Here is a 20793-nt window from a genome sequence, read left to right as displayed (position 1 = left end):
ACCCCCATCACACCCAATTCAGCTCGCTACACTCTGCGTTTCGCTGCTTGTTCTGCGACGGGAGCCGAACTATAGCAAGCACCCAATGCCTTGGCAACCCCTTTTGAGAAAATACTTTAATTCTTTTTATCAAAGGCTTTTAGCAAAAGGATTTCCCTCTATATAGAGGCGCTACTTTGTCTTGTGATAACTGGTTACCAACTCAACTTCATTTTTAGATCCAAGGAACACTGGCACACGCTGATGCAGCTTTTCTGGCTGGATATCTAATATACGTTGCTGACCATCAGTTGCTGCCCCACCCGCTTGCTCCACCAGGAATGCCATCGGGTTCGCTTCATACATAAGGCGCAGCTTGCCTGGCTTGTCCGGTTCACGTGCATCGGCTGGATACATGAAGACACCGCCACGATTAAGGATGCGATGTACATCAGCCACCATCGAGGCGATCCAGCGCATATTGAAATCCTTGCCGCGCGGACCAGTGGTGCCAGCCAGCATTTCATCGACATAACGTTTGACCGGCGCATGCCAGTGACGTGCATTCGATGCATTAATGGCAAATTCCTTGGTATCCGCCGGAATCTGCATATTCTTTTGCGTCATCACCCACGAACCCATCTCACGATCCAGCGTAAAGCACTGCACGCCATTGCCAGTAGTCAGCACCAATACAGTTTGCGGGCCATAAACAGCGTAACCAGCGACAACTTGCTTGCTGCCCGGCTGCAGAAAATCAGCTTCGGTCGGCGCTTGCATGCCGTCGGCTGCTTTCAATACCGAGAAGATCGTGCCGATCGAAACATTCACATCGATATTGCTGGAACCGTCCAGTGGATCGAACAACAACAAGTATTCGCCCATAGGGTAGCGATTTGGAATCGGATGGATGGTTTCCATCTCTTCCGACGCCATTGCAGCCAAATGGCCGCCCCATTCATTAGCTTCCAGCAAAATGTCGTTGGAAATGATGTCGAGCTTTTTTTGTACTTCGCCTTGTACGTTTTCGCTTTCTGCCGACCCCATCACTTCACCGAGTTCACCCTTGCCCACTGCGTGGCTGATGGTTTTACATGCGCGAGCGACAACTTCGATCAACAAGCGCAACTCTGCAGGGATGGTGTTGTGCAGTCTTTGCTCTTCAATCAGGTATTGCGTGAGGCTGATGCGTTTCATGTGGTCCTTAATCTCTATCGAATGCGCTGAATCAAATGCGCTTTAATCAAACTGCTAGCTCAAACTCGGTCGTTTCGACCGGCAATTGTATGCTGCTCTATTACTTTTCCATCAATCACGTCGCTGCAAGCGACTTCGTCACGACTTCTTTCGTATCTTTAGAAAGCTTGGCCGCCGCGACCCGTTTCAAGGCAGCGTGCATTTTTTCCTGCAGTTCCGGCGCGTATTTACGCCACCGATCCAGACTACGCGCCAAGCGAGCACCAACTTGTGGATTGATTGCATCCAGCGCGATCACTTGCTCAGCCCAAAAGACATAACCGCTACCATCAGCCGCATGGAAACGCGATGGATTGCCATTGCAGAAACTGAATATCAGGCTGCGTGCACGATTCGGATTCTTGATGGAGAACGCCGGGTGCAACATCAGCTTGCGCACCGCAGCCACATCAGTGGTGCGCGCCGTCGCTTGCAAGCTGAACCATTTATCGATCACCAAGGGTTCTTGCTCGAAATCGCTATAAAACTGTGCCAGCGCAGCCGCCTTGCCAGGCGCCTGACTATTAGCCAAGGCCGACAAGGATGCCATACGATCAGTCATATTATTCGCGACGTCATATTGCGCCTGCGCCAATGCGTGCGCATCAGCGTCATCCAGCTCCGCTATATAAGAGAGCGCCAAATTCTTCAACGCGCGTTTGCCGGACGATGTTGCATCCGGGCTGTAGTTGCCCCTGGTTTGATTCGCTTTATATGCAGCGACGAAATCCGCACGCAAAGCTTGCGCCAATGAATGACGCAAAAAACGGCGCGCGGTATGGATTGCTTGCGGATCAATCACATCCATTTGTTCGGCAATCACCGTTTCTGCCGGCAAGGTCAGTACGGTTTCGCGGAAAGCTGGATCGAGCTGCGTGTCGTTCAAGGTCGCGCGCAAACTGTCGCTCAATGCTTGATCGATGCTCAAAGCGTCCGATTTTTGCGCTGACGAAGTCAATGCCAGCAAACGGCGTGTCGCCAGGCGTTGGCCAGCTTCCCACCGATTGAATGCATCGCTATCGTGCGCCATCAGGAAAGCCAGCTCTTCTTCGCTGTAATCGTATTCCAGCACGATGGGCGCAGAAAAATTACGCAGCATAGACGGCACTGGCTGCTCATTCACATCGGTAAAGCGGAAAGTTTGCTGCGCCGAGGTTAATTCCAGCACGACTGTGCCTATCGTGGCGACTTCGCCGTCCAGCTTCAATGTCATGTCTTTACCGCTGCTATCGAGCAAACCCACGGCAACCGGAATATGGAAAGAAAGCTTCTTTGCCTGTCCCGGCGTTGCCGGGCAAGATTGAGACAGCGTGATGTCATAGGTCTTGCTGGCCGCATCGTAGGATGTCTTCGCCGTTACACGCGGCGTACCCGCCTGACTGTACCAGCGCTCGAACTGCGTCAGATCACGGCCATTCGCGGCCGACATCGCCGCACGGAAATCATCGCATTCAACGGCTTGACCATCATGGCGCTTGAAGTAGAGGTCCATGCCCTTGCGGAAACCATCGCGCCCCAGCAAGGTTTGGTACATGCGCACAACTTCTGCGCCTTTTTCATAAATTGTGACGGTATAGAAGTTGCTGATTTCGACAAACGAGTCGGGACGCACCGGATGCGCCATCGGACCCGCATCTTCCGGAAACTGCGCCTGACGCAGCACGCGCACATCATCAATACGTTTGACTGCGCGACCGCTATCGGTACCAACCATATCAGCCGAGAACTCTTGATCGCGGAAAACGGTCAATCCTTCTTTCAACGATAACTGAAACCAGTCGCGGCAGGTCACGCGATTGCCGGTCCAGTTATGGAAGTATTCATGACCGACCACCGCTTCGATATTCGCGTAATCGACATCGGTTGCGATACGAGGATTGGCCAGCACGTACTTGGTGTTGAAAATGTTCAAGCCCTTGTTTTCCATCGCGCCCATATTGAAGTCGCCAACGGCGACGATCATGAAGCGATCGAGATCCAGTTCCAGACCAAAGCGCTCTTCATCCCAGCGTATGCTATTGATCAGCGAATCCATCGCGTGCTGCGTCTTGTCGAGATTGCCATCCTCGACCCAAACCTGCAGCAAGGCATCGCGGCCGGACTTGAGTTTGATCGTTTCTTCCTGACAAACCAGTTGACCGGCGACCAGTGCAAACAGATAGGAGGGCTTCTTGAACGGGTCTTCCCACAAGGCGTAATGACGACCATCGCCCAGATCGCCTTCTTCTATCAAATTGCCGTTCGACAGCAACACAGGATATTTTGTCTTGTCCGCGCGCAGCATGACGGTATATTGCGCCATCACATCCGGCCTATCCGGGAAGTAGGTAATTTTGCGGAAACCTTCGGCTTCGCATTGCGTGAAAAAATTTCCGCTTGATACATACAAACCCATCAAGGAAGTATTTTTGTCCGGCCGAATCAAGGTTTCAATGTCCAGCGTGATTTCGTTCACAGCAACCGGAATCCGCAATACTCCATCTTTCAGCGCGTAATCGCGCTTGGACAGGGCTTTGCCGTTTAAATGGATTTGCACCAGTTCCACTTCATCGCCGTACAAAACCACCGCTTTTTCAGTACTGTCGAAATTGCGCTCAAGGGTAATGCGTGTCGCTACACGGGTCGCCGACGGATCGAGGTCGAAACCCATATGAACAGTGCGTACCCAATAACTTGGTGGTGTGTAGTCTTTACGATAAATCGCAGGGGAAGTGTCGGTGCGCATAGGAATAGGATTCGGTGGGAGTGAAGCAAAGGGCCATTTTACCAATCATGGGAATGAAAATGGAATCTGCTTGTCTGAGTTAATAAGCCGCAAAAAGTCCGCTCAACTTTGCATGTGTGATCATACCGACAACATGGCAAGCGAGGCTGGCAGCTTACAAAATGTAACTGCTCTTTTGCAGATTGCCGTTATCCTGTCGTGATGCCGTGTATACCGGTTTAAGGAGAATCAAATTGCGTCGCGGTTTATTGTTATTACTTGCCTTGTCCAGCCTGTTGTTAAGCGGCTGCGCTTCGTTTATTCGAAATGATGTGGTCGCATTTCACGAATGGCCGGCTGATTTACAGAATAAAACCTATATTTTCGATCGTAAGGGCGAGAAGGAAAACGATCTTGAATATCGTAGTTATGAAAATCTTGTGCGCAATGAATTGGGCCGACTCGGCTTTGCTGAAGCGCAAGATCCGCGCGGTGCCAATCTGAAGGTAGTTGTTAACTATCGAATTGATGTGCGCGATGTGCAAACAGTCCAGCCGGTTATCGTCGATCCGTATTGGCCTTCTTACCCGTATTACGGTCCTAGATGGCGCGGTTATTACGGCCCTTATTACGATCCATTCTGGTATCCGGGACCGGTGACGCAATATCAGGAAGTGCATTACCAGTTATTTCAGCGTCAACTCAACGTCCTGATTACGCGCAGCAAGGATGGCAAAAAACTGTATGACGTTACGGTGAATAGCGAGGGAGCCAATGGTTCGCTGGCGTTTGCCATGCCTTATATGGTACGCAGCGCATTTGCGGATTTCCCTGGGCCTAACGGTGTGCCGCGTCGCTTGAAGCTGGAAATAAAAGACTAATCCCCATTCATGTCACGCCTGACTTCATGGTTGAGCAAGAATACAAGATAAAAAATGGCGACCCCGTAGGTCGCCATTTTTTATTCAACGCTGGTTACTATCAATCAATTCTCAAGGTGTGTAATACGCTTGCGAACCGAATGTCAGTGCCGCCACTATCGCCACGGCAAACGCGAGCAGCACAAGCAAACGCCCGAATTTAGGCCTGCCATCGGAATCAGAAGATGCCTCTTCCAGCTGCGACTCGTCTAACTTGACGCCATCAGTATCCAATTCTTGCATCAAAAATCCTTAGGGAATCAAAATCGATGAGCCGGTAGTTTTGCGCGACTCAAGATCGCGATGTGCCTGCGCCACATCTTTCAAGGCATAACGTTGATTGATATCGATCTTTATCTTTCCGCTTTCGACCATACCGAATAATTCTGCCGCCATGATTTCCAGATCATCGCGCTTTGCGGTGTAATTGAAGAGTGATGGCCGCGTCACAAACAGCGATCCGCGTGTCGCCAATTCATTCAAACCGAAAGGAGGTACAGGACCAGATGCACTACCGAAACTGACCATCATGCCAAGCGGCGCAAGACAATCCAGCGAACCGATGAAGGTATCTTTGCCGATCGAGTCATACACGACAGGCACGCCTTTGCCGCCAGTAATTTCTTTCACGCGCTCAACAAAATTTTCCTTGTTGTAGTTGATAGTGTGTATGCAGCCATTTGCTTTTGCCAGCGCTGCCTTTTCATCCGAGCCTACCGTGCCTATCATCGTCACGCCCAAAGCACGTGCCCATTGGCAGGCGATCAAACCAACGCCACCGGCAGCTGCGTGAAACAGGATGGTTTCACCACCCTGCAAGCGAAATGTGCGACGAAACAGATATTGCACCGTCAAGCCTTGCAGCATCATCGCAGCCGCAGTCTCAAAACTGATCGAATCCGGCAATTTGACCAGAACGTCGGCTGGCATCACGCGCGCTTCTGCGTAAGCACCGAGTGGGCGTCCAGCATATGCAACGCGATCACCGACTTTGACGTGCGAAACATTTGCACCAACTGCTTCGATCACGCCCGCACCTTCCATGCCCAAACTGCCGGGCAAGGATTGCGGATACAGACCGGTACGGAAATAAACATCGATGAAATTCAAACCGCAAGCCATTTGGCGTACCAGCACTTCACCAGAACCTGGCGCTGGCAAGTCGACATCAACGTATTCCATTACATCTGGAGCACCTGTTTCCTGAATTCTGATTACTTTTGTCATGGGTACACTCACTTATTCATATCGGTTCAACACATGCAGCAAAGCTTGGACGCCTTATTTCAGCGCAATCTTTACTACAACTCCAAAAGCTGGCCTTGATTCTCACTACCTATTCTTACGCTTTCTTTTTGGATAACAGATAAATTCCGCACAACACCAAAGCTGTTCCAGCCAACTGAATTCCGGTGATAGGTTCACCCAGTATCCATGCTGCAAGAAAAAGTGTGGATACCGGACCGATCATACCCGCTTGCGATGCCGTGGCTGCTCCTATGCGATCCACTGCAATCATTGTCAAGAACACCGGTAATACAGTACAGAAGAACGCGTTGATCATCGACAAGCTATACACATCCATCGGCTGTATCAGCATGGACACGGGACGCAATATAAAAAACTGAGCAATGCACGCAACACTGGATACGCACATCGCATATGCCACCAGGCGCAAAGCACCTACCCGCCTGACCAATTCGCCAGATGCCAGCAGATAGATCGCGTACGAAATCGCACTACCCAATACGAACATGCCTCCTATCGTGACATTCGAGCCGCCAATTCTGACGTCGTGCACAAACACCAGCACCGTTCCCAGGTAAGACGTGCCGAGCGCGGCCCATTCGATCGCAGTGATTTTCTTCTTCATCAGGAAGACCGAAAGCAGCAGCACGAATGAAGGCGTCAAAAACAGAATCAGGCGCTCAAGACCAGCGGAAATATATTGCAGGCCAAGGAAATCGAGAAAACTGGACAGGTAGTAACCAAGCAAACCGAGAATCACGATCTGCCCTTTTTCCGTATTGTTCAAAGGCTGGGCCGTGCGCGCCTTCCACACCGCAATCACGATAAAAAACGGCAGCGAAAATATCATGCGAAAAGCGATCAGCGTCACCGCATCCACGTCATAGCGATAAATCAGTTTGGCAACAATGGCTTTGGTGGAGAACAGAACCGCGCCGACGATGGCGATCAGCAGACCGATGAGAAACAGCTTGCGCGCGGACGAAGGTGAGGTTGAAGCAGTCATGCCGTGATTGTAAAGGCTAAGCGGATTTCAAGTTTTCCGATGCCAGAAAACGACATGCCGCATAACTAAAACGACCATGCGGCATGGCATGGTCGACGTATGGGTGTGAATCTTAGTTTGAAGATAAATGACCGAATTTAAAACAAATGTCCAAGCTTGGCTGCCTTGGTCGTCAGATAACGTTCGTTGAATGGATTGCGTGTAATCACCAGCGGTACGCGCTCCACTACTTTCAAACCCAGTTGTTCCATCGCCGTGATTTTGCGTGGATTATTGGTCATCAAGCGCAAGCTCGAAATCTGCAAATGCTGCAACATAGGTTTGCATAATTTGTAATTGCGTTGATCCGGTTTAAAGCCGAGTGCTTCGTTGGCTTCGACCGTATCGGCACCAGCATCCTGCAATTGATAGGCACGGATTTTATTGACGAGACCGATGCCGCGACCTTCCTGCCGCAAATAAAACAGCGCGCCACGACCTTCTTCGGCGATTTTCTTCAACGCTGCTTCCAGTTGCGGACCACAATCGCAACGCAAGCTGAACAAGGCATCGCCGGTCAAACATTCGGAATGAATACGCGCCAACACCGGTTCGCCATTAGCCACATCGCCCAAGGTGATAGCGACATGCTCCTTGCCGGTAGCCGGCTCGACAAAAGCGTGCAGGCGGAAAGTCGCCCACGGCATAGGTAGCTCGCACGACGTTGCGTAATCGAGTTCAGATTCAGTTGGAACAAGCGCACTGATAGCAGTGGCGGAGGCAAGACTTGGTTTCATGGTTTCAGCGTCAATCGATCAATCATCAAACGCAGCGCATGCCTTTTTGACATGTGCTGCGTTTTTTATCAGAAGACGAAGGATATCAGGCTGGGAGCAATTCGTTTATTGTGTTGCTCGTTTGCGCCAAAGCTTTATCGACGCCGGCATCGCCCATTGCCAGTCCTTCGCTATGAATAAAGGTCACATCGGTCAGGCCGATGAAGCCCAATACCGCACGCAAATAAGTACCGTGGAAGTCCATTGCTGCGTAAGGACCTTCGCTATACACACCACCGCGCGACGTGAAAACATAGACTTTTTTACCGGTCAATTGCCCAACTGGGCCTTTGTCCGTGTATTTAAACGTCACGCCGGCACGCGCCACGTGATCGATCCACGCTTTCAAACCCGAGGTGATCGAGAAATTGTACATAGGTGCACCGATCACAATGACGTCCGCGTCGAACAATTCCTGCACCAACGATTCCGACAACTTGGCGATCTCGACTTGTTCTGGCGTGCGTTGCTCTGCAGGCGTAAAGAATGCGCCCAGCGTTTGCTCGGTCAAATGTGGCAATGGATTCGCCGCAAGGTCGCGATCGACGATCACGGTGTTTGGTTCTTTGGCTTTCCATTTACTCAGAAACTCAGCGGTGACTTTGCGCGAGATCGAATCGGTATTACGAACGCTACTGTTGATGTGAAGAATCTTGCTCATGATTAATTACTCCTGTCGGGGTTGATATTCAAAAACACGTTGTCGTGTTGTTGCAACCATCGTAAGACAGGTTTAATATCTAGAAAACCCACATTGTTTAGTTAATTAGCATCGATTTTATAGATATGAGAGATCCCGGCCTCCCCACCCTCGACCAATTACGGGTTTTTGTCGCCGTCATCGACTGCGGCAGCTTCTCGCGCGCCGCTGCGGAATTGCACCGCACGCAGTCCGTCGTCAGTTATACGATCGCCAATCTGGAAGCGCAATTGAACGTGCCGCTGTTCGACCGCAGCAAGCGCAAGCCGACGCTGACCGAAGCCGGCAAGGCACTGCTGGCAGATGCACGTACTGTCGGTATGAAGGTTGATGCGATGCGGGCTCGAGCAAAGACACTGTCGCTGGGACTGGAAGCCGAAGTATCGATTGTCGTCGACGTGATGTTCCCGAACTGCCAACTGGTTCTCGCGCTGCAAGCGTTCCAGCAGCAATTTCCGACAGTCAGCTTGCGCCTGCGTATCGAGGCACTGGGTGCCGTCAAACATCTGGTCGCCGAGCGCGTATGTCAGATCGGCATTGCCGGGCCGATGCTCGACTTCCCTGATATTTTTCAGGCTCAGCAATTGGGCTACATCACCATGATTCCGGTCGCTGCGCCTTCGCATCCGCTGGGCCAGATGCAGGGAACGATTCCGACTGAAGTGGCGCGCGATTACACGCAACTGGTGCTGACGGATCGCAGCCAACTGACGGCGGGGCAGAATTTCGGCGTGGTCGCATTGCGCGACTGGCGGCTCGGCGACCTCGGCGCCAAGCATATGCTGCTGCTGAACGGTTTGGGATGGGGGTCGATGCCGGAAGAAATGGTGCGCGCGGACGTACGCGAAGGACGACTCATGCATCTGCAACTGGAGCATCTGACAGCCGGTCAATATTCGCTGCACATGATCAACCGTATCGACGACGCCCCCGGACCGGCCGGTCGCTGGCTGATGCACTACTTTCTGGAACACGCCGCCGAACTGGCAACGCCGTCGAAAATGCCCGAGAACCCGCCGCCAGGACTGCCGGAAGATACGCAGTTCGCAGAACAAACTGCCACACCCTGATGCACGCGTCTGCCGGAATTTCGGCAAACGCAGAATGAAGAGATGCTTCAGGCAGCAGCATCCAGTTTTGCCGCGCGCTTGATCGCCTGCGGCGGCTGACCGAATGCGCGGATGAAGGCGCGTCGCATCCGTTCCGGATCGGAGAAACCGTTTTCGCGCGCGACCACATCCAGCGAATGATTGCCTTCTTCTATCATCGAGCGCGCCGCTTCCACACGCAAAGTTTCGACTGCCTTGGCTGGCGACTGGCCGGTTTCAGTTTTGAATGCGCGCGTAAATTGGCGGCGACTCAGATTGGCTGCATCGGCCAGATCATCGACGGACAGTTCTTTTTTTAAATTCTGCTTGGCGTAACTGAGCGCTTTCTGGATGCGATCGGTCTTCGGTTCCAATTCCAGCAAAGCGGAAAACTGCGACTGCCCGCCGCTACGGCGGTGATAGACAACCATCTTCTTGGCGATCATGCGCGCAGCATCCACGCCTAGATCTTCTTCTACCATCGCCAGACACAAATCGATGCATGCAGTCATGCCGGCCGACGTCCAGCGATTATCGTCATTGATGAAAATGCGATCCTCGTCGACGCGAATCTTTGGATACCTGCGCTTCAATTCAAGCGCGCCGAACCAATGTGTAGTGGCGCGGCGACCATCGAGCAAACCTGCTTTTACGATCTGGTGCTGGTCGCCCGCGACGAAGCAAAATTGAAAGAGGTTGCCAGCGCTATCAACGCCGCAACCGGTCGCAAGGTTGAAACCATCAAGGCCGATCTGACTGTAAGCACCGATCTGCACAAGATTGAACAAACACTGGCCGCCGATAGCGCGATCACACTGCTGGTCAACAACGCCGGTCTGGGCGCAACCAAGGGCTTGATCGATTCAACACCGGAAGATCTGGATAATTTAATCGCAATCAACGTCACAGCACTGACGCGTCTGACACGCTCCATCGCACCGGCGTTTGTCGCACGCGGCAAAGGCACGATCATCAATATTTCATCGATCGTCGCTATTGCACCTGAGCTGCTGAACGGCACGTATGGCGGCACCAAAGCCTACGTGATGGCATTCACGCAATCGTTGCATCACGAACTCGGCAGCAAAGGCGTGCAGGTACAAGCCGTGTTACCGGGTGCAACGCGCACCCAGTTCTGGAATCGTGCCGGTTTGGCAGTGGAGCACCTGCCGCAGGAATGGGTAATGACCGCGGAAGACATGGTAGACGCGGCGCTCGCCGGCCTCGATCAGAAGGAATTGATTACCATCCCTTCGCTGCCGACACTGGAAAACTGGAATGCATTTGAAACGGCGCGTGACGCCATGCGCGGCGGCTTGTCAGCAGTGAAACCAGCGGTACGCTATCATGTGGCAAACTGAGCAAACTCAAGCAATGTACAAATAAAAAAGGCGCCGATCGGCGCCTTTTTTATTGATACGAAAACCATCAGCGCTTCATTATCGAACCCAGCACTCCACGTATGATTTCACGACCGACCGTGGAACCCATGGTACGCACTGCCGATTTCATCATCGCCTCCACAACGGTGTCGCTACGTCGGCCGCTGGTTTTCTTGCCGCCGCCAAACAAGCCTCCTAATACATCGGAGAAACCACCTCCTTCACTTTCGGCTTCTGCCGGATTGGTCGCTGGCACTTCCCGCGTCTGTACTTTTTCCGTCACGCGGCCTTTGATTTTTTCGTATGCAGATTCACGGTCGACTGCTTTTTCATAAATGCCGGCAACGACAGAACTAGCAATCAAAGCCGATCGTTCCCCATCCGTAATCGGGCCTATCTGTGATGCAGGCGGCAAGACAAATCCGCGCTCAACGATGGTTGGACGGCCTTTTTCATCAAGGAATGAAACCAGCGCTTCGCCCACGCCCAGCTCGGTAATGACTTGCACGATATCCAGCGCAGGATTGGGGCGGAAGGTTTCTGCCGCAGCTTGCACCGCTTTTTGATCGCGCGGCGTATAAGCGCGCAAGGCATGCTGCACCCGATTGCCAAGCTGACCGAGAACGGTATCGGGAATATCCAGAGGATTTTGCGTAACAAAATACACGCCTACGCCTTTCGAACGTATCAGACGTACCACTTGTTCGATTTTTTGCAGTAGCGGCTTGGGCGCTTCCGCGAACAGCAAATGTGCTTCATCGAAAAAGAAGGCGAGTTTTGGTTTATCCAGATCGCCGACTTCCGGTAACTGCTCGAACAATTCAGACAGCATCCATAGCAAAAAAGTCGAATACAAACGTGGCGCATTCATCAACTTGTCGGCAGCAAGAATGTTGATCACGCCTTTGCCTTTGGCATCGGTCTGCATCAAATCCTCGATATTCAGCATAGGTTCGCCAAAGAACTTGTCGCCGCCCTGCTCTTCGATACCGATCAGGCCGCGCTGAATCGCGCCTATGCTGGCCGATGAAATATTGCCGTATTCGGTCTGGAAGGTTGCCGCGTTATCGCCGACATGCTGCAGCATCGCACGCAAGTCTTTAATGTCCAGCAATAACAAACCGTTATCGTCAGCGATCTTGAATACCAGTTGCAGCACACCTTGCTGGGTATCGTTCAGATTCAGCATGCGCGCCAGCAACAGCGGACCGAGATCGGAAATCGTCGCACGCACCGGATGGCCTTTTTCGCCAAACACATCCCAGAATGTCACCGGCGCGCCAGCCCAAGCCGGTTCCGGCACCTCCAGCATCGTGTACCGTTCCTTGACCTTGCCACTGAACGACCCCGCCTTGGCAATCCCGGACAGATCACCTTTGACGTCAGCCATAAAAACCGGCACCCCGATATTGGACAAGGCTTGCGCAAATGTTTGCAAGGTAACGGTTTTACCTGTGCCGGTCGCACCGGTAATGCAGCCATGTCGATTGGCAAGCTCAGGGAGCAAGCTCAGTTCGTGTTCTTTGTTTTTTGCAATCAGCAAGGGATTTGGCATGTTTTTTGTCCACAAAGGGTGAGGTTTAGCGTGCGGGCGGTATGGTAAAATCCGCGCTTCATTATAGCTAACTGATCGGGAAAGATTCGTCATGGCAGGACACAGCAAATGGGCCAATATTCAGCATCGTAAAGGCCGTCAAGACGAAAGGCGCGGCAAAGTCTGGACCCGTCTGATCAAGGAAATCACGGTTGCCGCACGCATGGGTGGCGGCGACATCGCATCCAATCCACGCTTGCGCCTGGCAGTCGACAAGGCAGCCGACGCGAATATGCCCAAGGACAATGTCACGCGTGCGGTGCAGCGCGGCAGCGGCGGACTGGAAGGCGTCAACTATGAAGAAATCCGCTACGAAGGCTATGGCATCAACGGTGCGGCCATTCTGGTCGATTGCATGACCGACAATCGCGTGCGTACCGTGGCAGAAGTTCGCCATGCATTTTCCAAGTTCGGCGGCAATATGGGTGCCGAAGGTTCGGTTGCCTTCATGTTCAAGCATTGCGGGCAATTTTTCTTTGCACCAGGTACAGACGAAGACAAGTTGATGGAAGCCGCGCTGGAAGCCGGTGCCGAAGACGTGACGACCGATGATGAAGGCGGGATTGAAGTGATTTGCCCGCCGCATGATTTTTCTGCGGTCAAGGACGCACTGGCAGCAGCCGGCTTCAAGGCGGAGCTGGCAGAAGTCGTGATGAAACCTGCGACCGAAACCGTATTTGAAGGCGACGACGCCATCAAGATGCAAAAACTGCTGGATGCATTGGAAAATCTCGACGACGTACAAGAGATTTATACCAACGCGATAATTAACGAATAAAAAACGCGTAAACATCAAAGGAGCGGACAAAGTCCGCTTTTTTAATGCAATGCGAATAAATCACCTCATACAACCAGTGGCATAACTCTTTTTGATGCCACGATTTTAGTAAAAGCAACGGACCATCTCATGAAAATTCTGGTAGTCGGCTCAGGCGGCCGCGAACATGCCCTGGCTTGGAAACTGGCACAATCCGAACGGATACAAATGGTCTATGTCGCCCCGGGTAACGGCGGTACGGCACTCGACGAGCGTTTGAAAAACATCGCGATCACCGATCCGCATGCACTGGCAGAATTCGCACAGCAAGAACATATCGCGCTGACCGTGGTCGGCCCGGAAACGCCGCTGGCCGCCGGCATCGTCAACATCTTCCGCGATCTGGGCTTGAAAATTTTCGGCCCGACCAAAGAAGCTGCTCAACTGGAAAGCTCGAAAGATTTCGCCAAATCGTTCATGCAGCGTCATGCGATTCCGACTGCTGAATACCAAACGTTTTCAGAAGTAAAAGGCGCGCACGAATATATAGATCGCAAAGGTGCACCTATCGTGATCAAGGCCGACGGCCTGGCTGCCGGCAAAGGTGTAGTGGTTGCGTTGACGCTGGAAGAAGCACATCAAGCCGTCGACATGATGCTGTCAGATAACAAGCTCGGCGATGCAGGTGCACGCGTCGTCATCGAAGAATTCCTCGCAGGCGAAGAAGCCAGCTTCATCGTCATGGTCGATGGCAAGAACATCTTGCCGCTGGCTACCAGCCAGGATCACAAACGTCTGCTCGACAACGACGAAGGTCCGAACACCGGCGGCATGGGCGCGTATTCACCGGCACCTATCGTCACGCCAGCATTGCATGCGCGCGTCATGCGCGAAATCATTCAACCGACTGTGCAAGGCATGGCCAAGGACGGCATCACATTTACCGGCTTCCTCTATGCTGGCTTGATGATTGATGATCAAGGCAATCCAAAAACGCTGGAATTCAATTGCCGCATGGGCGATCCGGAAACCCAACCTATCATGGCGCGCCTGAAAACCGATCTGGTCGGCGTAATGGAACATGCCGTCAATGGCACTCTGGATAACATCGAACTGGAATGGGACAGACGCACTGCATTAGGCGTCGTACTGGCAGCGGCTGGTTACCCTGACGCGCCACGCAAAGGCGACATCATTACCGGCATTCCCGCAGAAACCGACGACAGTGTGACCTTCCACGCTGGTACAAGCTTGAACGGCAAGCAATTGATAACAAACGGCGGTCGCGTCTTGTGCGTAGTCGGCCTGGGCGATAGCGTCAAAGTCGCACAAAAGAAAGCCTACGATACGATCGAGCACATCCATTTCGACGGCGCGCAATTCCGTGGTGATATTGGCTGGCGCGCATTGAAACGTCCTTGATTCATATCAAAGCTGTGCGCTGAAGCTAGGCCTATCATTAAAAGAAATGCCTGTTGATTGCAACCGGCATTTCTTCATTTGTATGTATTCGGACGAGCTGGCCGCATCAACTCGTCATGACACGCAGAGTACAATCCGCACTCAACCTTTTTAGTATCGAGTATGACCTCCACTCAGTCGTCTTCCGTCAAAGCTTATTTACTTGATCTGCAGCAGCGCATCGTCTCGGCGCTGGAAGAAGTCGACGGCCAGGCCTTCGGCACGGATAGCTGGCAGCGCGCAGAAGGTGGCGGCGGTATTTCGCGCATCATTGAAAACGGCAATGTCTTCGAACGCGGCGGCGTTGGGTTTTCGCATGTGACAGGAAAAAACCTGCCGCCTTCAGCCGCAGCAAATCGCCCTGAACTTGCAGGTCGCAACTGGGAAGCAATGGGGGTGTCACTGGTACTGCACCCACGCAATCCGTACGCACCAACCGTGCATATGAATGTGCGCTTCTTTATCGCGACGGCTGAAGGCCATGAACCGATCTGGTGGTTCGGCGGCGGCATGGATTTGACGCCTTATTACGGCTTTGAAGAAGACGCACGACACTTCCATCAAGTCTGTCGCGATTCCTTGCAACCGTTCGGCGACGATCTGCATGCCAAGTATAAGAAATGGTGCGATGAATATTTTTATCTGAAGCACAGACAGGAAGCGCGCGGCGTAGGCGGCATCTTTTTCGATGACTTGAATGAACTGGGCTTCGAAAAGTGCTTCGCATTGCAGCAAAGCGTAGGTGACCATTTCATAGCATCCTATGTGCCAATACTGAAAAAACGCAAAGATACGCCCTATGGCGAGCGTGAACGCGACTTCCAAACCTATAGACGCGGACGTTATGTCGAGTTCAACCTGGTGTTCGATCGCGGCACGCTGTTTGGCCTGCAATCAGGCGGCCGGACCGAATCAATTCTGATGTCGATGCCACCAGTGGTAACATGGCGCTATAACTGGCAGCCGGAAGCAGGCAGCCCGGAAGCGAAATTGGCTACCGACTTCCTCGTTCATCGCGACTGGATTTGAAGTGACAGCGGCAAGCAATGGCAGCAAACCTTGTGTCGCACTGTTAGGCGGCAGCTTTGACCCGATTCATAACGGTCATCTCGCGCTGGCAAATTATTTCGTCGACCTGATAAAACCGGATGAATTGCGCGTGATCCCGGCCGGCAATCCATGGCAAAAAGACGGTTTGCAGGCATCAGGCAAAGATAGAGTTGCAATGGTGCGCAAGGCCTTTGGTACCGCGCTCACCAAGCAACAAGTGCCCATTACCATCGATCAGCAAGAAATCCTGCGAGCCAGCGCAACGTATACAATCGACACACTACGCGCGGTGCGAAAAGAGCTGGGACCTGATGTATCCATTGTTTTTTTGATGGGTGCCGACCAGCTGCAGCATTTGAATACCTGGCAGGAATGGCAACAACTGTTTGACTATGCGCACGTATGCGCAGCGTCGCGCCCCGGTTTTGCGATGGATGCGGCACACATCCCAGACGATGTGGCGCAGGAATTTGCACAGCGAAAAGGCACACCCGCACAGATACGCAACGCAACGCAAGGTTTGGCCTACCTTGCACCCAATTTGGCGGTGGATATTTCCGCTACCGAAATTCGCGCCGCCTTGCAGCGCGGAGAACAACCGATTTCGCTGGTGCCTTCCGGGGTGCTAGACTATATTGAACAACATCACCTATATAAAAGCTAATGGACATCAAAAAACTGCAAGCCCTGGTCATCGACGCGCTGGAAGACGTCAAAGCGCAAGACATCAAGGTATTCGATACCGTCCACCTTACCAGCCTGTTTGACCGCATCGCGGTTGCATCCGGCACATCCAATCGCCAAACCAAGGCGCTCGCCGCATCCGTGCGCGAGAAGGTCAAAGAAAACGGCGGTCATGTCCTCAGCGTCGAAGGTGAAGATACCGGCGAATGGGTACTGGTCGATCTGGGCGACATGATCGTCCACATCATGCAACCTGCGATCCGTGCCTACTATCGCCTGGAAGAAATCTGGGGCGAAAAAGAAGTCAAATTCGGCGCGGCCAAACGCACGTCCAAAAAATCGGCCGACGATGAAGAAGCACCGAAAAAAGCTGTCGGTCGCCATTTAAGCGCCAGCCAGACTACGCTTGATGACGAGCCAAAAAAACCTGCGCGCAAAACAGCCGTCACAAGATCGACTGCAGCTAAAGCACCGGCGAAGAAAACAACTGCCAAAAAGGCCGTAGGCAAAACCATCAAAGTTGCCACGACCAAGACAGCTGCCGCCTACAAAAAAGAAAAGGCTCCAGCTAAAAAAGCACCAGCCAAGAAAGTAGTGAGCAAAGCAGCTGCCAAAACTCGCGCACCGGCAAAACCAAAATCCGCCGAATAAGCGGATCAGCTGATACAAGAACGTTGTCATGCAGCTCGTTATTGCGGCCGTCGGTCACAAAATGCCCGCGTGGATAGAAAGCGGGTTCAGCGAATATGCCAAGCGCATGCCGCCCGATTGCCGTATCGTCCTGAAAGAAATCAAACCGGTCGAACGCTCAGGCAGCAAAACCGCAGAGACCGCGATGGCGCTGGAACGTAGCAAGATCGAAGCCGCTGTTCCGAAAAGTGCACGCATCATCGCGCTCGATGAACACGGCAAGGATCTGACTTCGGTGCAACTTTCGCAATTACTCAAACAATGGCAGCAGGAAGGTGGCGACGTCACCTTTGTCATTGGTGGTGCAGATGGGCTGGATGCCGACTTCAAGAAGAATGCAGACATGCTGATCCGCATTTCCAGCCTGACGCTACCGCATGGCATGGTACGTGTGATGCTGGCGGAACAGTTATATCGCGCCTGGTCTATCACGCAAAACCATCCTTATCATCGCGTGTAAATCTGATGAAGCCGCTTCCGCAGAAAATCTATCTCGCATCCAAAAGTCCGCGCCGTCGTGAATTGTTGCGGCAAATCGGCGTCGAATTTGAATTGCTGCTATTGCGCGATCACACGCCACGCGGCCCGGAAGTCAGCGAAATCGTATTACCCAACGAGCGCGCAGAAGATTACGTCGCGCGCATCACGCTCGAAAAAGCAGCCTTCGCGCAAAAGACCATGTGGTGGCGAAAATTGCCGCAACGCCCGATACTCGCCGCCGACACCAGCGTCGTGCTCGATGGCCACATCCTCGGCAAACCAGCCAATGAGGCAGAAGCGATAGAGATGATGCGCGCATTGTCGGGCCGCACGCATCAAGTTCTGACTCACGTTGCAATCCTGCACAATGAACAAACGCTGCAAATCACGCAACGCTCAGACGTCGCATTTACCAAATTGTCCGATGAAGTAATACGCGCCTATTGCGCGACGGCAGAACCTTACGACAAGGCTGGCGGCTACGGTATTCAAGGCCAGGCCGCGCTATTCATTCAAGACATTGCGGGCAGCTATTCAGGCATCATGGGCCTGCCCTTATACGAAACCGGAAAATTACTGGAACAGGCAGGCTTGCGCATTCTATGAGCGAAGATATTCTCGTCAACGTCACACCGCAGGAAACCCGTGTCGCGCTTGTATTGCAAGGCGCAGTACAAGAACTACACGTCGAACGTACGCTATCGCGCGGCATGGCCGGCAACATCTATCTCGGCAAAGTCGTACGCGTGTTGCCAGGCATGCAATCGGCGTTCATCGATATCGGGCTGGAACGTGCTGCATTTCTGCACGTCGCAGATATCTGGGATGCCCGCTCACATGAAGGTCCGCCGACCACGCCGATTCCTATCGAACGTATGCTGTTCGATGGGCAGTCGATTACCGTGCAAGTCATCAAGGATCCAATCGGGACCAAAGGCGCGCGACTGTCGACTCAGATTTCCATCGCCGGTCGCATGCTGGTGTATCTGCCGCAAGAATCGCACATCGGCATTTCGCAACGGATTGAAAACGAAGCCGAACGCGAACTGCTGCGCGGCAAAGTTCAGAAGCTGATGCTGGAAGGCGAAAAAGGTGGCTTCATCATTCGTACGATGGCCGAAGATGCATCGGATGCGGATTTGCAGGCAGACGTCGATTATCTGCGCAAGACCTGGAACAACATTACGCAATTGGCGAAAACCAAACCGGCGCCATCCTTGCTTTATCAGGATCTCGACCTGGCGCAACGTGTAATGCGCGATTTCGTCAATGACGAAACCGCCAGCATCCAGGTTGACTCGCGCGAAAATTATCAAAAGCTGCAGCAGTTTGGCGAACTGTACACGCCATCTGTATTGACCAAGCTTGCGCACTACCCCGGCGAACGCCCGCTGTTCGATCTGTATGGTGTGGAAGAAGAAATCCAGCGCGCACTGGGTCGTCGCGTCGATTTGAAATCCGGCGGCTATCTGATTGTCGATCAGACCGAGGCAATGACGACCATAGACGTCAACACCGGCAGCTTCGTCAACGGTCGTAATTTTGACGACACAATTTTCAAAACAAATCTGGAAGCCTCGCACGCCATCGCCCGTCAACTGCGCTTGCGTAATCTGGGCGGCATCGTGATTCTCGATTTTATCGACATGGAAAATGCCGATCATAAAACCGCCGTATTGAACGAATTGAATCGTGCCTTGGCACGCGACAGAACCAAAGTATCGGTTTCCGGCTTCTCTGCGCTGGGCCTAGTCGAGATGACACGCAAACGCACGCGCGAATCTCTGGCACACATACTGTGCGAACCCTGCCCTGCCTGTAGCGGCAAAGGCCAGGTCAAAACCGCACGTACGATTTGCTACGAGATCCTGCGTGAACTGACGCGCGAAGCGAAGCAATTCAATCCGCGCGAATTCCGCATTCTTGCATCGCAAGTTGTGATCGACATGTTTCTGGAAGAAGAATCGCAACATTTGGCGATGCTGGGTGACTTCCTTGGCAAACCAATTTCGCTGCAGGTGGAAACTGTGTATCACCAGGAACAATACGACGTCATCCTGATGTAAAACCGCATTTTCGTTCCTCAACGAAAAACGGCATCATGTGTTTGCACATGATGCCGTTTTTTATTCATTAAAGTGAAATGAACAAGGACCTGTATCAGGTCCTTGTTTTTACGCTTTATTCTTTCCAGTAATGGTTAATCCACGGTGCCTTGCGTACAAAACGCAAAGCACGATTGCGACGACCTTCCAGCGCATCCGGCGGATTGACTTCACCATGAAAAATCACGATCTTCGTTCCATCCGGCACAAACGGCTCACGCCAATAATTGGTCGGCCAGGTTGGAATGCAGTGGTATTTATAGCTGCAGCACCACGATGCAGGCCAGTAACTGAGCTTGCCCTGTTTGTGCAGCACGTCCGATAAAAATGCCTGCTCGTTGCGGAATGCATTGCGCGCCTCGGCACCCGTAGTACGGAATTGCTGCAACACGTCAGCATGCGCACCAAGCTTGAAGCGATACACAGATGAATTGCCGGTCACACGCCAAGGCCGTTTCCAGTCGTGGATAATCAAAAACTCGCCGGGATATTCGAAAAAGGCATCGATGCTGTCGGTGATCACGACATCGACATCTAGAAACAAGGCCGTACCTTTTAACCCATGCAGGTCAGCTTCAAAGGTGGTCAGTTTTTTCCAGCCACGCTCAGGTAAGCCGTCCGGCAATTTCAAATCAGGAATCGGAAAGCACTCTACTTCGGAACGAATCCCGCTACCGTCATCCGTCAGACAGACAAAGCGAAAATCGCCTTTCAAATTACGGCGCACCATAGCGTACAGGCGATTCACATATTCTGGACCGTACTTGGTACCCCATTTCATGCAAATGATGACGCGGTCTTCATTCGCCGCTTCGCTTACTACCTGAACGTTCTCTGACATTTATTTCCTCCCGCACTAAGTGCGTCATACCTATTCAACGAATTCAACCGACA

Annotated in this window: 20 protein-coding genes and 1 pseudogene; 11 read left to right on the top strand and 10 right to left on the bottom strand. The window is 52.5% G+C overall.

Annotation, left to right across the window (positions count from 1 at the left end):
* Positions 1-171 precede the first annotated feature (171 nt).
* Both Hfont_RS13665 and pepN read right to left on the bottom strand, forming a co-directional pair.
* Positions 172-1176 (bottom strand): class 1 fructose-bisphosphatase, encoded by a 1005-nt coding sequence (locus Hfont_RS13665; protein WP_112992963.1) that lies wholly within the window; start codon positions 1174-1176, stop codon positions 172-174.
* Between the two features lie 115 nt (positions 1177-1291).
* Positions 1292-3940 carry an aminopeptidase N gene (pepN, locus tag Hfont_RS13660; protein WP_112992962.1) on the bottom strand — a complete coding sequence of 883 codons (2649 nt, stop codon included), beginning with the start codon at positions 3938-3940 and terminating at the stop codon, positions 1292-1294.
* 233 nt (positions 3941-4173) lie between these two features.
* Here pepN and Hfont_RS13655 point away from each other — a divergent pair, with 233 nt between their 5' ends.
* A complete protein-coding gene (locus Hfont_RS13655) occupies positions 4174-4800 on the top strand; it encodes a DUF4136 domain-containing protein (protein ID WP_112992961.1) in 627 nt (208 codons plus the stop codon).
* Positions 4801-4911: 111 nt separating this feature from the next.
* Here the strand turns inward: Hfont_RS13655 and Hfont_RS15110 are convergent, their stop codons facing one another.
* The 5 genes from Hfont_RS15110 to Hfont_RS13635 form a co-directional block, all read right to left on the bottom strand.
* Complete coding sequence (locus Hfont_RS15110; RefSeq protein WP_162845916.1) at positions 4912-5082, bottom strand: hypothetical protein; 171 nt, start codon at positions 5080-5082, stop codon at positions 4912-4914.
* Positions 5083-5091: 9 nt separating this feature from the next.
* Entirely contained in the window at positions 5092-6066 is a 975-nt protein-coding gene (locus tag Hfont_RS13650; protein WP_112992960.1) for a quinone oxidoreductase family protein, read from the bottom strand.
* 115 nt (positions 6067-6181) lie between these two features.
* On the bottom strand, positions 6182-7093 hold the full coding sequence (locus Hfont_RS13645) for a DMT family transporter (protein WP_112992959.1): 912 nt from the start codon (positions 7091-7093) through the stop codon (positions 6182-6184).
* A 137-nt stretch (positions 7094-7230) separates the two neighbouring features.
* Entirely contained in the window at positions 7231-7869 is a 639-nt protein-coding gene (ribA, locus tag Hfont_RS13640) for a GTP cyclohydrolase II (RefSeq protein ID WP_112992958.1), read from the bottom strand.
* 85 nt (positions 7870-7954) lie between these two features.
* Positions 7955-8569, bottom strand: a complete 615-nt coding sequence (locus tag Hfont_RS13635; RefSeq protein ID WP_112992957.1) for an FMN-dependent NADH-azoreductase — start codon at positions 8567-8569, stop codon at positions 7955-7957.
* Between the two features lie 125 nt (positions 8570-8694).
* Between Hfont_RS13635 and Hfont_RS13630 the strand changes: the two genes are divergently transcribed.
* On the top strand, positions 8695-9678 hold the full coding sequence (locus tag Hfont_RS13630) for a LysR family transcriptional regulator (RefSeq protein WP_112992956.1): 984 nt from the start codon (positions 8695-8697) through the stop codon (positions 9676-9678).
* Positions 9679-9725: 47 nt separating this feature from the next.
* On the opposite strand, the pseudogene Hfont_RS13625 reads toward Hfont_RS13630, so the two are convergent.
* Positions 9726-10352 (bottom strand): annotated as a pseudogene (locus Hfont_RS13625) (GlxA family transcriptional regulator); the annotation flags it as partial.
* On the opposite strand from Hfont_RS13625, the gene Hfont_RS13620 reads away from it, so the two are divergent.
* Positions 10308-11057 carry an SDR family NAD(P)-dependent oxidoreductase gene (locus Hfont_RS13620; RefSeq protein WP_112992955.1) on the top strand — a complete coding sequence of 250 codons (750 nt, stop codon included), beginning with the start codon at positions 10308-10310 and terminating at the stop codon, positions 11055-11057. The pseudogene Hfont_RS13625 and the gene Hfont_RS13620 sit on opposite strands and share 45 nt — an antisense overlap.
* Before the next feature lie 67 nt (positions 11058-11124).
* Here Hfont_RS13620 and Hfont_RS13615 read toward each other — a convergent pair whose 3' ends face one another.
* The gene (locus Hfont_RS13615) at positions 11125-12633 is read right to left on the bottom strand and encodes a helicase HerA-like C-terminal domain-containing protein (protein ID WP_112992954.1); all 1509 of its coding nucleotides are present in this window, start codon (positions 12631-12633) and stop codon (positions 11125-11127) included.
* A gap of 91 nt (positions 12634-12724) precedes the next feature.
* Here Hfont_RS13615 and Hfont_RS13610 point away from each other — a divergent pair, with 91 nt between their 5' ends.
* From Hfont_RS13610 to rng, 8 genes are all read left to right on the top strand, one after another.
* Positions 12725-13450, top strand: a complete 726-nt coding sequence (locus Hfont_RS13610; protein ID WP_112992953.1) for a YebC/PmpR family DNA-binding transcriptional regulator — start codon at positions 12725-12727, stop codon at positions 13448-13450.
* 129 nt (positions 13451-13579) lie between these two features.
* Positions 13580-14851: a phosphoribosylamine--glycine ligase gene (gene purD, locus Hfont_RS13605; RefSeq protein WP_112992952.1), complete on the top strand. Its 1272-nt coding sequence runs from the start codon at positions 13580-13582 to the stop codon at positions 14849-14851.
* 162 nt (positions 14852-15013) lie between these two features.
* A complete protein-coding gene (hemF, locus tag Hfont_RS13600; RefSeq protein WP_112992951.1) occupies positions 15014-15919 on the top strand; it encodes an oxygen-dependent coproporphyrinogen oxidase in 906 nt (301 codons plus the stop codon).
* 1 nt (position 15920) lies between these two features.
* Positions 15921-16604 carry a nicotinate-nucleotide adenylyltransferase gene (locus tag Hfont_RS13595; RefSeq protein ID WP_112992950.1) on the top strand — a complete coding sequence of 228 codons (684 nt, stop codon included), beginning with the start codon at positions 15921-15923 and terminating at the stop codon, positions 16602-16604.
* Positions 16604-17275: a ribosome silencing factor gene (gene rsfS, locus Hfont_RS13590; RefSeq protein ID WP_112992949.1), complete on the top strand. Its 672-nt coding sequence runs from the start codon at positions 16604-16606 to the stop codon at positions 17273-17275. The genes Hfont_RS13595 and rsfS overlap by 1 nt, the downstream gene beginning before the upstream one ends.
* Positions 17276-17303: 28 nt before the next feature.
* Positions 17304-17774, top strand: coding sequence for a 23S rRNA (pseudouridine(1915)-N(3))-methyltransferase RlmH (gene rlmH / locus Hfont_RS13585; RefSeq protein ID WP_112992948.1), 471 nt, complete (start codon positions 17304-17306; stop codon positions 17772-17774).
* A gap of 5 nt (positions 17775-17779) precedes the next feature.
* The gene (locus tag Hfont_RS13580; RefSeq protein WP_112992947.1) at positions 17780-18400 is read left to right on the top strand and encodes a Maf family protein; all 621 of its coding nucleotides are present in this window, start codon (positions 17780-17782) and stop codon (positions 18398-18400) included.
* Positions 18397-19860, top strand: coding sequence for a ribonuclease G (gene rng, locus Hfont_RS13575; protein WP_112992946.1), 1464 nt, complete (start codon positions 18397-18399; stop codon positions 19858-19860). The genes Hfont_RS13580 and rng overlap by 4 nt, the downstream gene beginning before the upstream one ends.
* A 115-nt stretch (positions 19861-19975) precedes the next feature.
* On the opposite strand, the gene Hfont_RS13570 is transcribed toward rng, so the two are convergent.
* Complete coding sequence (locus tag Hfont_RS13570) at positions 19976-20740, bottom strand: glycosyltransferase (protein WP_112992945.1); 765 nt, start codon at positions 20738-20740, stop codon at positions 19976-19978.
* Between the last annotated feature and the right edge of the window lie 53 nt (positions 20741-20793).

Origin of the sequence: Herminiimonas fonticola, from assembly GCF_003293745.1 — a bacterium.
Taxonomy (GTDB): Bacteria; Pseudomonadota; Gammaproteobacteria; order Burkholderiales; family Burkholderiaceae_D; genus Oxalicibacterium; species Oxalicibacterium fonticola.
This window is presented reverse-complemented; position numbering and strand designations above follow the sequence as displayed.

What these genes read in the sequence shown, in the direction of transcription:
- Hfont_RS13615 (WP_112992954.1), bottom strand. Translation starts at nt 12,633, where the DNA reads ATGCCAAATCCCTTGCTGATTGCAAAAAACAAAGAACACGAACTGAGC.
- Hfont_RS13630 (WP_112992956.1), top strand. Translation starts at nt 8,695, where the DNA reads ATGAGAGATCCCGGCCTCCCCACCCTCGACCAATTACGGGTTTTTGTC.
- pepN (WP_112992962.1), bottom strand. Translation starts at nt 3,940, where the DNA reads ATGCGCACCGACACTTCCCCTGCGATTTATCGTAAAGACTACACACCA.
- rng (WP_112992946.1), top strand. Translation starts at nt 18,397, where the DNA reads ATGAGCGAAGATATTCTCGTCAACGTCACACCGCAGGAAACCCGTGTC.
- rsfS (WP_112992949.1), top strand. Translation starts at nt 16,604, where the DNA reads ATGGACATCAAAAAACTGCAAGCCCTGGTCATCGACGCGCTGGAAGAC.
- Hfont_RS13635 (WP_112992957.1), bottom strand. Translation starts at nt 8,569, where the DNA reads ATGAGCAAGATTCTTCACATCAACAGTAGCGTTCGTAATACCGATTCG.
- Hfont_RS13610 (WP_112992953.1), top strand. Translation starts at nt 12,725, where the DNA reads ATGGCAGGACACAGCAAATGGGCCAATATTCAGCATCGTAAAGGCCGT.
- hemF (WP_112992951.1), top strand. Translation starts at nt 15,014, where the DNA reads ATGACCTCCACTCAGTCGTCTTCCGTCAAAGCTTATTTACTTGATCTG.
- Hfont_RS13645 (WP_112992959.1), bottom strand. Translation starts at nt 7,093, where the DNA reads ATGACTGCTTCAACCTCACCTTCGTCCGCGCGCAAGCTGTTTCTCATC.
- Hfont_RS13580 (WP_112992947.1), top strand. Translation starts at nt 17,780, where the DNA reads ATGAAGCCGCTTCCGCAGAAAATCTATCTCGCATCCAAAAGTCCGCGC.
- Hfont_RS13665 (WP_112992963.1), bottom strand. Translation starts at nt 1,176, where the DNA reads ATGAAACGCATCAGCCTCACGCAATACCTGATTGAAGAGCAAAGACTG.
- Hfont_RS13620 (WP_112992955.1), top strand. Translation starts at nt 10,308, where the DNA reads ATGTGTAGTGGCGCGGCGACCATCGAGCAAACCTGCTTTTACGATCTG.
- ribA (WP_112992958.1), bottom strand. Translation starts at nt 7,869, where the DNA reads ATGAAACCAAGTCTTGCCTCCGCCACTGCTATCAGTGCGCTTGTTCCA.
- rlmH (WP_112992948.1), top strand. Translation starts at nt 17,304, where the DNA reads ATGCAGCTCGTTATTGCGGCCGTCGGTCACAAAATGCCCGCGTGGATA.
- Hfont_RS13650 (WP_112992960.1), bottom strand. Translation starts at nt 6,066, where the DNA reads ATGACAAAAGTAATCAGAATTCAGGAAACAGGTGCTCCAGATGTAATG.
- purD (WP_112992952.1), top strand. Translation starts at nt 13,580, where the DNA reads ATGAAAATTCTGGTAGTCGGCTCAGGCGGCCGCGAACATGCCCTGGCT.
- Hfont_RS15110 (WP_162845916.1), bottom strand. Translation starts at nt 5,082, where the DNA reads ATGCAAGAATTGGATACTGATGGCGTCAAGTTAGACGAGTCGCAGCTG.
- Hfont_RS13570 (WP_112992945.1), bottom strand. Translation starts at nt 20,740, where the DNA reads ATGTCAGAGAACGTTCAGGTAGTAAGCGAAGCGGCGAATGAAGACCGC.